Annotated in this window: 10 protein-coding genes; 6 read left to right on the forward strand and 4 right to left on the reverse strand. The window is 69.4% G+C overall.

What is annotated here, in order from left to right:
• Positions 1 to 2 precede the first annotated feature (2 nt).
• Entirely contained in the window at positions 3 to 1,481 is a 1,479-nt protein-coding gene (locus AB1285_RS06410; RefSeq protein ID WP_292794129.1) for a leucyl aminopeptidase, read from the reverse strand.
• Between the two features lie 114 nt (positions 1,482 to 1,595).
• On the opposite strand from AB1285_RS06410, the gene AB1285_RS06415 reads away from it, so the two are divergent.
• The 3 genes from AB1285_RS06415 to AB1285_RS06425 all read left to right on the forward strand — a co-directional run bounded on the left by AB1285_RS06415 (position 1,596) and on the right by AB1285_RS06425 (position 4,638).
• On the forward strand, positions 1,596 to 2,537 hold the full coding sequence (locus AB1285_RS06415; RefSeq protein WP_187661573.1) for a proteasome assembly chaperone family protein: 942 nt from the start codon (positions 1,596 to 1,598) through the stop codon (positions 2,535 to 2,537).
• A gap of 167 nt (positions 2,538 to 2,704) precedes the next feature.
• Complete coding sequence (locus AB1285_RS06420) at positions 2,705 to 3,946, forward strand: RNA polymerase sigma factor (RefSeq protein ID WP_292794124.1); 1,242 nt, start codon at positions 2,705 to 2,707, stop codon at positions 3,944 to 3,946.
• Positions 3,946 to 4,638: a coenzyme F420-0:L-glutamate ligase gene (locus tag AB1285_RS06425; protein WP_071328695.1), complete on the forward strand. Its 693-nt coding sequence runs from the start codon at positions 3,946 to 3,948 to the stop codon at positions 4,636 to 4,638. Before AB1285_RS06420 ends, AB1285_RS06425 begins: the two co-directional genes overlap by 1 nt.
• 151 nt (positions 4,639 to 4,789) lie before the next feature.
• Here AB1285_RS06425 and AB1285_RS06430 read toward each other — a convergent pair whose 3' ends face one another.
• Positions 4,790 to 5,806 (reverse strand): sugar-transfer associated ATP-grasp domain-containing protein, encoded by a 1,017-nt coding sequence (locus AB1285_RS06430; RefSeq protein WP_292794120.1) that lies wholly within the window; start codon positions 5,804 to 5,806, stop codon positions 4,790 to 4,792.
• 84 nt (positions 5,807 to 5,890) lie between these two features.
• On the opposite strand from AB1285_RS06430, the gene AB1285_RS06435 reads away from it, so the two are divergent.
• A complete protein-coding gene (locus AB1285_RS06435; protein ID WP_232089028.1) occupies positions 5,891 to 6,595 on the forward strand; it encodes an alanine racemase in 705 nt (234 codons plus the stop codon).
• An 11-nt stretch (positions 6,596 to 6,606) separates the two neighbouring features.
• On the forward strand, positions 6,607 to 7,644 hold the full coding sequence (locus AB1285_RS06440) for an alanine racemase (protein WP_292794115.1): 1,038 nt from the start codon (positions 6,607 to 6,609) through the stop codon (positions 7,642 to 7,644).
• 26 nt (positions 7,645 to 7,670) lie between these two features.
• Here AB1285_RS06440 and AB1285_RS06445 read toward each other — a convergent pair whose 3' ends face one another.
• The gene (locus tag AB1285_RS06445) at positions 7,671 to 7,889 is read right to left on the reverse strand and encodes a DUF7455 domain-containing protein (RefSeq protein ID WP_187661569.1); all 219 of its coding nucleotides are present in this window, start codon (positions 7,887 to 7,889) and stop codon (positions 7,671 to 7,673) included.
• Between the two features lie 181 nt (positions 7,890 to 8,070).
• Between AB1285_RS06445 and AB1285_RS06450 the strand changes: the two genes are divergently transcribed.
• Complete coding sequence (locus AB1285_RS06450) at positions 8,071 to 10,182, forward strand: DNA gyrase/topoisomerase IV subunit B (RefSeq protein WP_370428886.1); 2,112 nt, start codon at positions 8,071 to 8,073, stop codon at positions 10,180 to 10,182.
• Between the two features lie 60 nt (positions 10,183 to 10,242).
• Here the strand turns inward: AB1285_RS06450 and AB1285_RS06455 are convergent, their stop codons facing one another.
• On the reverse strand, positions 10,243 to 12,684 hold the full coding sequence (locus tag AB1285_RS06455) for a DNA gyrase/topoisomerase IV subunit A (protein ID WP_292794111.1): 2,442 nt from the start codon (positions 12,682 to 12,684) through the stop codon (positions 10,243 to 10,245).
• Positions 12,685 to 12,714 lie beyond the last annotated feature (30 nt).

Raw genomic sequence — 12,714 nt, forward strand, 5'->3', positions numbered from 1 at the left:
TGTCATGCCTCCGGGTGGGATGCTGCTTCGGCGAAGGCGATGATCGATCGGACCATCGCCCCCGTGGGGCCCTTCTCTGTGAAGCCGTAGGGGGCGCCGGCGTGTTCACCGGATCCCGCGATGTCGAGGTGCACCCAGGGGATGCGCGGCGCGTCGTCCGCGTCCGAGGTGCGGCCGACGAAGCGCCGGAGGAAGAGACCGGCGAAGGACGCGCCGCCCATCCGATCTCCCATGTTGGCGTTGATCATGTCGGCGATGGGGGAGTCGAGCGTCTCCTCCATGTAGGCGGGCAGCGGCATGTGCCACGCGGGCTCTCCCGTGCGGGCGGCCGCGGCGAGGAACTCCGCGACCGTCTCGTCGTCGCCGAAGACGCCGGTGTGACGGTGGCCGAGGGCTGCGACGATCGCGCCGGTCAGAGTCGCGACGTCGATGATGACGTCGGGGTTCTCCCGGCTCGCGGCGACCAGACCGTCGGCGAGGACGAGGCGCCCCTCCGCGTCGGTGTTCAGCACCTCGACGGTGGTGCCGTCGAGGATGCGGATGACGTCCCCGGGGCGGAGAGCACGACCGGACGGCATGTTGTCGGTGATGCAGAGCCAGGCGGTCACGCGCACGGGGAGGCGGAGGGCCGCGATGGCGCGGAGGGCGGCGAGGGAGGTCGCGGCACCGGCCATGTCGAACTTCATGCCGACCATCGAAGCCGCCGGCTTCAGGGAGAGTCCGCCGGTGTCGAAGGTGATGCCCTTGCCGACGAGGGCGATGTGCCGCTGCGCGTCCGCTGGCGCGTAGTCGAGGCGGACGAGGCGCGGCGGCCGGTCGGATCCCTGGCCGACGCCGAGGATGCCACCGAAACCCTGTTCCGCGAGAGCACCCTCGTCGAGGATCTCCACGGTGACGTCGAGGTCCGCGACGCTGTCGGCGGCGCTCTGCGCCAGCTGCGCGGGGCTCTGCCACTCGGCGGGCACGTTCACGAGGTCCTTGATGAGAGCGACGGCCTCGCCCGTGGCGTGAGCGCGGGCGATCGTCTCGTCGTCGAGCGGGGCGTGGACGACGACCGCCGTCGCCCGCTTCTTCCTGCCGTTCTCGGCGCGGTAGTCGTCGAAGCGGTAGCCGCCGAGGACGGCACCCTCCGCGGCCGCGGCGGCGTGCTCCTCGAGACCGGCGGCGAGGCCGAGCGCGACGGTGTCGAAGCCGGTCAGGGAGCGGAGAGCCGCGCCGGCTGCGCTCCGTACGGAGGCGTCGTCGACGGTGGAGCCGACGCCGACGACGGCGAACGCGAGGGGCGTCACCTCGGGGGCGTAGACCCGAGCGAACGCACCGGCGGCGCCGGTGAAGCCGATGCCCGCCAGAGCGTCGGCGAGACCGGGGTGAGCCGCCAGCGACTCGGCCGACTCGGAGAGATCGGGGACGACGAGCACTGCGGCATCGGCAGCGCTTCCGGGGAACTGATCGGTGGTGTGCGAGAGCACGGGAAGCGTCATGCTCTCCATCCTAGGATCTCCGCCCCGGGGTCGTCGGTCCGCCGGCCGGGGTGTGTTCGCTCTCAGCGAGACACGTCAGAGCCCGGCTCCGGGTGCGGCTCGTAGCATGGAGACATGCCCTTCTCCGGAGAGATCCACGAACGCGTCGCGAACGCCCCCACGGTGCCCCACGGCCTGCCTCTCGTGATGCTGCTCACCGGTTTCACCGACGCGGGCAGTGCGGTGTCGGGGCTCATCGATCATCTGCGGGAGACGACGTCGCCGCAGCCGCTCGCGGTCTTCGACAACGATGTGCTCCTGGACTACCGCGCACGCCGCCCGGTCATCTCCTTCGACCAGGACCACCTTGCCGAGTTCCGCCCGCCCCGTCTGGAGCTCTCCCTCGCCACGGACGCGCTGGGACGCCCGTTCCTGCTGCTCACGGGCTACGAGCCCGACTTCGCGTGGAACGCCTTCGCGGAGACCGTCCTGGATCTCGCTGCGGAGTTCGAGGCCTCGGGACTGCACTGGGTCCACTCGATCGCGATGCCCGTGCCGCACACGCGCCCCATCGGGACGACGGTGAGCGGGAACCGGCGCGACCTCGTCGTGTCGCACTCCGTGTGGCGTCCGCGCACGCAGGTCCCGGCGACCGCGGGTCACCTGCTCGAGTACCGGTTCGCGGAGCGCGGGGAGCGCGTCGTCGGCTTCGTGCTCCTCGTGCCGCACTACCTCGCGGAGACGGAGAATCCGGAGGCGGTCAGTGCAGCGGCGGAGAAGCTCATGGCCTCGACCGGCCTCGTGCTCATGCTCGACGCAGTCCAGGAGCGCCGTGAGGACTACCTCGCCCGAGTCGACGAGCAGGTCGCAGCGAACGACGAACTGCAGCAGATGGTGCACAACCTCGAGCGCCGGTACGACGCCTACATGGCCGGTCGTGACCCCGAGGACGATTCGTACGACGAGGGCGGATTCAGCGAACGCGACCTGCCCAGCGCCGACGAACTCGCGGCCGAGCTCGAGCGCTACCTCGCATCTCGGCCGTCGGGTGACGAGGACAAGCCGGGACGCGGCTGAATCTCTCGCAGCGGATCGGGCGGGAATGCGTCCTCATCGCCATACGTGTGCGATACTAGGAGTCCGACCCGTTGTCAATCAGTGTTTTCGCGCACTGGACTTGACAAGGGTCTTACTAGTGTCCGAAATGTCCCGGGGTCTCCCAGCGGCCCCGTGAAAGGCGAAACGTGACTCCTGCCACGACGAAGAACACGCGGACGAAGAAGGCCGATCAGATCACCGCGGATCCCGAGGTCGAGGACGTCGAAACGACCGAAGCGGCTCCTGCGCCCAAGCGCGCCGCGGCCAAGCGCGCCCCCGCGAAGAAGAAGAAGTCGGATGACGTCGTCGAGGAAGACGACGCCGCCGCAGCCGAGGGCTCCGAAGACGCCGCGGGCGACGAGGAGGAGGACGACGCGAAGCCGACCTTCACCGAGCCGCTGCCGACCGGTGCGATCGTCATCTCCTCCAAGGACGACGAAGAGGTCCCGGTCTACTCGACCCAGATCACCGGCGCGACCGCCGACCCGGTCAAGGACTACCTGAAGCAGATCGGAAAGGTCGCGCTGCTGAACGCGGCCGAAGAGGTCGAGCTCGCGATGCGCATCGAAGCGGGTCTGTTCGCGGAGGAGAAGCTCTCCGCGATGTCTCCCGCCGAGAAGACGAGCCAGCTCGGACTCGACCTGCAGTGGGTCGCCCGCGACGGTCAGCGCGCGAAGAGCCACCTCCTCGGCGCGAACCTCCGCCTCGTCGTATCCCTCGCCAAGCGCTACACGGGTCGCGGCATGCAGTTCCTGGATCTGATCCAGGAGGGCAACCTCGGCCTCATCCGCGCGGTCGAGAAGTTCGACTACACCAAGGGCTTCAAGTTCTCGACCTACGCCACCTGGTGGATCCGTCAGGCCATCACCCGCGCCATGGCCGACCAGGCCCGCACGATCCGCATCCCGGTGCACATGGTCGAGGTCATCAACAAGCTCGCCCGCGTGCAGCGGCAGATGCTGCAGGACCTCGGTCGCGAACCCACTCCGGAAGAGCTGAGCCGCGAGCTCGACATGACGCCGGAGAAGGTCGTGGAGGTGCAGAAGTACGGCCGCGAGCCGATCTCGCTGCACACCCCGCTCGGCGAGGACGGCGACAGCGAGTTCGGTGACCTCATCGAGGACACCGAGGCCGTGGTCCCGGCCGACGCCGTGGGCTTCACGATGCTGCAGCGTCAGCTCGAGCAGCTCCTCGACTCGCTCTCCGAGCGCGAGGCCGGCGTGATCCGGATGCGCTTCGGCCTGGGCGACGGTCAGCCGAAGACGCTCGACCAGATCGGTGACACGTTCGGCGTGACGCGTGAGCGCATCCGCCAGATCGAATCGAAGACGATGGCCAAGCTGCGCCACCCGAGCCGCTCGCAGTCGCTGCGGGACTACCTCGAGTGATGCAGGCGAACGAGGGCAAGGCGCTCGAGACGAGCGTCGACGGAAAGAGCTACGCGCGGATCCCGCTGCGCACCCGTGTCGTGATGCCGGACGACGATCTCGACGCCATCATCACGGAGTACGCGAAGGCCGCCGTCCAGCCGGGCGACCTGCTCTTCGTGACCGAGAAGATCGTCGCGATCACGCAGGGCCGGTCCTACCGCCTCGACGAGATCAAGCCGCGCAAGCTCGCGCTGTTCCTGTCGAAGTACGTCACCCGCACGCCGTACGGCATCGGTCTCGGCATGCCGGAGACGATGGAGATGGCATTGCGCGAGTGCGGCACGCCGCGCATCCTCTTCGCGGCGGCCGTCTCGGCGGTCACCAAGGCGTTCGGGCGCAAGGGCGACTTCTACCGCATCGCGGGGGACAAGGCCCGCGCGATCGACGGACCGACGAAGCACACCATCCCGCCGTACAACGAGGCTGTGGTGCTCGGGCCGAAGGACCCGGACCGGGTTGCGGCGCACCTGAAGACGCTGATCGGCGGCCAGGCCGAGGTGGCCGTGGTCGACATCAACGATCTCGGCGGCAACATCCTCGGCTCCACCCTGGACAAGGCGGGGGAGCTGCGGCTGGTGAAGATCCTCGGGGACAATCCGCTCGGCCAGGGCCTCGAGTCCACCCCGCTCGGCATCGTCCGCGCGGTCTGAACAGCTCGACCCACCCCTTCACGACCGAACCGGCCCCTTGCGTGTGAACGCAAGGGGCCGGTTCGCATGTACAGGGGTGGCCCGGCGCTTCGACGCGCTCAGCGACCCATGCGGGGTCCCTGAGCCTGTCGAAGGGTGAGCTGTCGAAAGGTCAGAAGCCGATGACCTCGCGGTAGCGCGGCTTGTGCCCGGTACGGATGCCGGTGACGCTGGGCTTGTTCTCGTAGACGCCCGCCCCCCAGTTCCCCTCGACGAGCACGGGGCCGTCCGGGGTCACGACGACGTCCCATCCGACGTACTGCACCTGCGGCACGACCCGGGCGACCTGATCGATGAAAGCGCGCACCTCGTCCATGTAGGGCAGCTGGAAGTCGGCGATGCGGAAGCCCGAGTCCGGGTGGGTCTCGTGCACGTGCCCGTGCGAGTCATAGCCGGCCCCCACGGCTTGCCCGTTCTCGTCGAGCATCGTGTAGAAGCCGCCGAAGGTCATCTGATCGCTCACCGCGCCGCGGCCGAACTTCTGCGCCATTGCGAGGATGTGCGCCTTCTCCCCGTCGAAGAAGGCGGTGATGCGGGTGGTGTTCACGGTCCCGGGGCACACGGCCGCCAGGTCGTCATGCTGGCGGATGACCTCTTCGATCAGCAGCTCGCCCCGGTCGAGGAGACCGCGGTGGAACTCGGTCCAGTCCGTGATGTCGGCGGCGTGATATCGGTGCACACCGGTCCCGGCCTGGCCGACCGGCTCCTTCGTGACGATCGTTCCGAGGCGCTCCGTGAGGGCACGGACCTCGTCGGCGTTGCCTTCCTCGACCACCATCCACTCGCGATGCAGATGTGCGGAGAACTTCCGGTTGAACTCGATCTTGTCCTGGAAGATCCAGCGGAAGTCGGGGTGGTCGTACTTCTGGGAGAGCTGGTTGGACACCGGGTGCGTCATGTACGTCTCGCGCTCGGCACGGTTGAGCATCGCGAAGTCGTAGTCGATGTAGTCCTGGAAGCCCACGTTGTGGCGGGCCGCCGACCAGAGCATGTCGGCGACGATCGTGGGAACGGGACGGTGGTGCTGTGCCGAGGCCTCCTTCGCCCGTTCGAACACCGAACCGACGTCGATGCGGCGGGCACGGCCGAGGAGATAGCGGATGCGGGGCGCGAGAGAAAGACGAGACATGGAGCTCCGGGTCTAGGGATCGACGTCCCAGTCTACGCGGGGAGCCCCCAGGCTCCTGAGAGCGCGGAAGCTAGGCTGGAGGACGTGTGTGACACGAGTTCGAGTGCGCTTCCGCAGGCGATGATCTCGCGTTCGGCCCTTGCTGCCGGCGCGTCCGCGGCGATCCGTGCCGGGGGCCGCCGTGCCGATCTCCGCCGCGACGCATGGGGGCATGGACTGCTCGCCGTGGCCCACGCGGTGACAGCCGCGGGCGTCGAGGAGGTCCTCGTGGACTCGCCAGGCGAAGTCGAGGCCCTGCGCCTTGAAGGCATCAGCGCCACGACCGTCGGTACGCCCGACGTCGACCCCGTCCTCCTCTACGGGCTGCCGTCCGCGGAGGGAATCCCGGCGACACCTCCGGTCATGCGCCTGGTCGGCCGGGTCATGTCCACCAAGCGCCTGCGCGCGGGGGAGGCTGTCTCCTACGGCTACACCTTCCGGGCCGCAGCGGACACGGAGGTCGCGCTCGTGACGGGCGGCTACGCGCAGGGTGTCGTCCGCTCTCTCGGCAATCACGCCGACGTGGAGATCGCCGGCGCGTTGCGTCCCATCGTCGGACGAGTCGCCATGGACGTCTGTGTGATCGACCTTCAGGGCGCCGCGGCCGAGGTGGGAGACACGGTGACGTTCTTCGGCGGGACCGGCCCCGCATCCGACGCGATCGCCCGCTGGGCCGAGGTCACCGGGATGACGCCCGCGGAGCTCGTGGCCGTCCCCGGTGCTCACGCCGTGCGCGGATGGGAGGCATGATGGGTGGGCCGATGCGACCAGAACTCCGCCTGGACAGCGCCGTCTTCCGCGCGAACATCGCGGCCGTGCGCGACCGACTGGGCGACTCCACGTTGATGCTGGTGCTCAAGGACGACGCGTACGGCCACGGACTCCGCTGGGCGGTGGAGACCGCGCGCGAGGCGGGGGTGACGACGTTCGGCAGCTACGACGTGCGCGGGGGCCTCGACGTCCGGCGCCTCGCAGGCGGGACCGCGTCCGTGTTCGCCTGGGCGACCTCGACCGACGAGGAGATCGACGAGGCGCTCCTGCAGGACATCGAGCTCGGCGTCGGCACCATCGAGTACCTGCGCCGCATCGTCACGCGGGCCGATGTGCTCGGTGTGCGTGCCCGGGTGCACCTCAAGATCGACACCGGCCTCCATCGCAATGGCGTGCGTCCGGAGGACTGGGCGGCGGCCGTTGCCGAGGCGAGGGCGGCCGAGAGCGCGGGCACCCTCGCGCTCGTGGGCGTGTGGAGTCACATCGCGGAGGCGAGCGACGCCGAGGACGACGAGGCCCAGTCCGTGTTCCTCGATGCCGTGCAGCACACCGGTCTGTCCGGAGCTGTGCCGGCGGCCCTGCACCTCACAGCGTCGGCGGCATCCTGGTGGCGTCCGGAACTGCGCGGCACGGTGTCACGGATCGGGGCGTTCTGCTACGGCATCCGTTCGGCGGACGGCCCGGATCTCGACGGTGTGCAGCCGGCGGCACGTCTCGTGGCCCCGGTCGTCCGGGTCGATGGCGACGCCGCGGTCGTGGCCGTCGGCAGTCTCGACGGCCTGCCCTCGACGCTGGCCGGCATGACGGTCGGTACCCCGGCCGGCCCCCGCGTGGCGCCCGAGATCGACCTGGCGACGACGACCGTCGAGGGCTGGCCCGGGATGGCTGTCGGCGACGAGGTGACGATCTTCGGGCCGGGCGCGCAGGGGGAGGAGACAGCGACGACCCTCGCCGAGCGGATCGAGACGGTCGGCGAGGAGATCCTCACCCGCCTCGGTCCGCGGATTCGGCGGAGGGTCGTGGAGTGAACCGGCTCGGCCGGTTCAGGCGCTGATCAGACCGTCTCGACGAGACGAGCGGTCTCGTCGTGCCAGCTCGTGGCCACGCTGCGCAGCTTCTCTTCGTACTTGCGGCCGTGGTGGGCGCAGAAGAGCAGCTCGGAGCCGTTGACCTCGGCGGCGATGTAGGCCTGTGCGCCACACGAGTCACAGCGGTCCATCGCAGTCAGGCGGTACTCGACAGCGGAGGTCTCACGTTCGGTCGTTGCATTCATCTCGGGGCCTCCTCGGGTGTCGGCGTCCTTGTTGGTCGTGCTCAATACAACCACGCTGCACCTGGGGGCATGCCCGGTCGACGGCGTGTTTCGCTCAGCGCGTACGCGCACACGCGCGAAGGCGGTGCCGCGGGGAGTGTCTGCGAGGGGCGGGACCGTCCCGCGAATAGACTCGGAGATTGTGAATGCCGAGTACTCCGCCCATCATCTCCAGGTGCTCGAAGGACTCGAAGCGGTCCGCAAGCGCCCCGGCATGTACATCGGCTCGAACGGTTCGCCCGGGCTCATGCACTGCCTCTGGGAGATCATCGACAACTCCGTCGACGAGGCGGTCGCCGGCAACGGATCCCGCATCGACGTCATCCTCCACGATGACGGCAGCGTCGAGGTGCACGACCGCGGTCGCGGCATCCCCGTCGACGTGGAGCCCCGGACCGGTCTGACCGGCGTCGAGGTCGTCTACACCAAGCTGCACGCCGGAGGGAAGTTCGGCGGCGGCTCCTACGCGGCGTCGGGCGGTCTCCACGGCGTCGGCGCCTCGGTGGTGAACGCGCTCTCCGAGCGCCTCGACGTCGAGGTCGACCGTGGCGGTAAGACCTACGCGATGTCCTTCCACCGCGGCGAGCCCGGCATCTTCCAGGACTCGGGGGAGAAGCGGCCCGATGCGCCCTTCACCCCGTTCGAGGAGAACAGTGAGCTGCGCGTCGTCGGCAAGGCGCCGCGCGGGGTCACCGGTACGCGTGTGCGCTACTGGGCCGACCGTCAGATCTTCACCAAGGACGCCGCCTTCCAGCTCGCCGAGCTCGAGACCCGCGCGCGGCAGACCGCCTTCCTGGTCCCCGGCCTCGAGATCGTGGTCCGCGACGAGCGCGCCGCGAGCGCAGTGGTGGGGGAGGACGGCACCCCGGCCGGCCCCGTGGAGACCTCGTACCTCTACGAGGGCGGCATCTCCGAGTTCGTGGAGTACCTGGCGGTCGACCCGCCGGTGACCGACACCTGGCGCATCCAGGGAGAGGGCACGTTCACCGAGACCGTCCCGGTCCTGCAGCCCGACGGCCACATGGTGGCGACCGAGGTCGAGCGCGTATGCGCCGTCGACATCGCCCTGCGCTGGGGCACCGGCTATGACACCCGCATCCGCTCCTTCGTGAACATCATCTCCACGCCGAAGGGCGGCACGCATCAGCAGGGCTTCGAGCAGGAGCTGCTGAAGGTGCTCCGCAGCCAGGTCGAGCAGAACGCGCGTCGGCTCAAAGTCGGCAACGACAAGCTCGAGAAGGACGACGTCCTCGCCGGCCTCACCGCCGTCCTCACGGTCAACGTGCCGGAGCCGCAGTTCGAGGGTCAGACGAAGGAGGTGCTCGGCACGCCCGCGGTCCGCCAGATCGTCGCGCAGGTGATGCGCAAGGACCTCCAGCAGCGTTTCACCTCCACCAAGCGCGACGACAAGAGCCAGGCCACGCAGCTGCTCGACAAGATCGTCTCCGAGATGAAGGCGCGTGTGTCCGCACGCGCCCACAAGGAGACGCAGCGCCGCAAGAACGCGCTCGAATCGTCCACCCTGCCGACCAAGCTCGTCGACTGCCGGACGAACGACGTGGAGCGCAGCGAGCTCTTCATCGTCGAGGGCGACTCGGCCCTCGGCACGGCCAAGAACGCCCGCAACAGCGAGTTCCAGGCGCTGCTGCCCATCCGCGGGAAGATCCTCAACGTGCAGAAGGCGTCGGTCGGCGACATGCTGTCCAACGCCGAGTGCGCGTCCATCATCCAGGTGATCGGCGCGGGCTCCGGGCGGACCTTCGACATCGACGCGGCGCGCTACGGGAAGATCATCCTCATGAGCGACGCCGATGTCGACGGAGCGCACATCCGCACGCTCCTACTCACGCTGTTCTTCCGCTACATGCGGCCGCTCATCGAGCATGGACGCGTGTTCGCCGCCGTGCCGCCGCTGCACCGGATCATCGTCATCAACCCGGGCTCGAAGCCGAACGAGACCATCTACACCTACAGCGAGCAGGAGCTGCACGCCCTGCTCGCCAAGCTCCGCAAGGCCGGCAAGCGCTGGCACGAGCCGATCCAGCGGTACAAGGGTCTCGGGGAGATGGACGCGGAGCAGCTCGCGAACACGACGATGGACCGTTCCGGTCGCCTGCTCCGCCGGGTACGGATGGAGGATGCCGAGGCCGCGGGCCGCGTCTTCGAGCTGCTCATGGGCAACGAGGTCGCCCCGCGGCGGGAGTTCATCATCGACTCCGCGGACCAGCTCTCGCGCGAAGCCATCGACGCCTGAGGGCGGCGGGGACGAAGAAGGGGACCCGGCGAGGCCGGGTCCCCTTTCTTGGCGGACGGGTCAGACGAGGGTCCGGCCGATGCTGCCGATGACGCCGTCGATCGGCTGGCCGGAGGCATCGCGGCGCGCTCCGGGCTCGGGGAGCTTGCGCACCGCGCCGGTGGGGTCTACGGCCAGAGCCGGGCGGGGGCCGACCCAGGCGACCGTGAGGCGGTCCTCGCCCTTCAGGAAGGCGTGGGCGCGGACGCCACCGGTCGCGCGGCCCTTGGACGGGTACTCGGTGAACGCCGAGACCTTCGCGCGGCCCGGATCGGTGCCGGGCAGGATGCTCTCCGCGCCGGAGACCGTGGCGACGACGGCGTCGGTGTCCGGGCTGACGGCACCGAAGAAGAGGACCGCGGCGCCGGAGCCGAGCTTGATGCCCGCCATCCCGCCGGCGGGTGCTCCTTGCGGGCGGACCGCCGAGGCCGAGAACCGCAGAAGCTGGGCGTCGGTCGTCAGGAACACGAGGTCGGCGTCGTCCGCCGCGTCGGCCGCACCGACGACCGAGTCTCCGCTCTTGAGGCCGATGACCTCCAGGTCCGGACGCACCGGCAGGGTCGACGGCACGATCCGCTTGACGATGCCCTGCGCGGTGCCGAGGGCGACCGGGGTGTCGCTGTCGAATCGGATGAACCCGACGATGCGCTCGCCCTTGGTCGTGACCCCCAGGTAGTCGCGCAGCGGAGTCCCCGCGGCGAGCTGTACGGAGGTGCCGGGCACCGAGGGCAGATCGACGGGGGAGAAGCGGACGACGCGTCCCGTGCTCGTGAGCGCACCGACCTCACCGCGAACCGTCGTCTCGACGGTCGCGAGGATGGCGTCGTGCTTGCTCCGCCGGGCAGGGGCGGTGAGCTCCTGTCCTTCGCCGAGGTCCACGCGCACGGCGCGCCCCGTCGTCGAGAGGACCACGGTGGTCGGAGCGTCGGCGATCTGCAGATCCACCGCGCCCTTCGTCGCGCGGGGCTTCGGCGGGGCCGCGTTCATCAGCAGGGTGCGGCGCGGCGTCCCGTAGGCCTCGGCCACGGCGTCCAGCTCCTGGGCGACGGCGGCACGCAGCAGCGCCGGGCTGGCGAGCAGCTCCCGCAGCGACGCGATCTCCGCGAGGAGGGCGTCCCGCTCCGCCTCGAGCTCGATGCGCGAGAACTTCGTCAGGCGGCGCAGCCGCAGCTCGAGGATGTACTCGGCCTGTGGCTCGCTGAGGTCGAACACGGACCGGAGCCGTGTGCGTGCCTGCTCGGTGTCGTCGGACGACCGGATGACCTGGATGACCTCGTCGATGTCGAGGATCGCGATGAGAAGCCCCTCCACCAGGTGCAGGCGCTCCTCCCGACGGGCGAGACGGTACCGGCTGCGGCGCGTGATGACCTCGATGCGGTGGCCGACGTAGACGCTGAGCATCTCCTTGAGGCCGAGCGTTCGGGGCTGGCCGTCGACGAGCGCGACGTTGTTGATGCTGAAGGAATCCTCCAGCGGCGTGAGCCGGTACAGCTGCTCCAGGACGGCGTTCGGGTCGAATCCGGTCTTGATGCCGATGGCGACGCGGAGGCCGTGGTTGCGGTCGGTGAGGTCGGTGACGTCGCTGATGCCCTGGAGCTTCTTCGCCTGCACTGCGTCGCGGATCTTCTCGATCAGACGCTCCGGGCCGACCATGTACGGGAGCTCGGAGACGATGATGCCCGTACGTCGGGGACCCAGCGGCTCGATCGACGTGCGTCCGCGGACCTTGAGGGCGCCGCGACCGGTCGTGTAGGCGTCCTTCACGCCGTCGAGCCCCATGAGGATCCCGCCCGATGGGAAGTCCGGGCCGGGGACGTACTCCATGAGGTCCTCGGTGGTGGCGTCCGGGTGCTCGAGCAGATGGGTCGCCGCGGCGACGACCTCGATGAGGTTGTGCGGCGCCATGTTGGTCGCCATGCCCACTGCGATACCGCTGGCGCCGTTGACGAGCAGGTTCGGGAAGGCCGCAGGCAGCACCGCGGGCTGCTGGAACTGGCCGTCGTAGTTCGGGATGAAGTCGACGACGTCCTCGTCGAGGTTCTCGGTGAGCGACAGCGCGGGGGCGGCGAGGCGCGCCTCCGTGTATCGCGCGGCAGCCGGGCCGTCGTCCAGGGATCCGAAGTTGCCATGACCGTCGACGAGCGGCACCCGCAACGCCCACTCCTGGGCGAGGCGGACGAGGGCATCGTAGATCGCGGAGTCGCCGTGCGGATGCAGCTTCCCCATGACCTCGCCCACGACGCGGGCGCTCTTGACGTGGCCGCGGTCCGGCCGCAATCCCATCTCCGCCATCTGGAAGAGGATGCGGCGCTGCACCGGCTTCAGGCCGTCCCTGGCATCGGGGAGCGCACGCGAGTAGATGACGGAATATGCGTACTCGAGGAAGGAGCCCTGCATCTCGTGGGAGAGATCGATGTCCTGGATGCGTTCCTCGACAGGCTCGGGCGGCGGGGTTTTCGGCATGGACTTCCTGAGGGCGTACGGGAGCCTGTG

It is taken from the genome of Microbacterium sp. NRRL B-14842 (assembly GCF_050470785.1).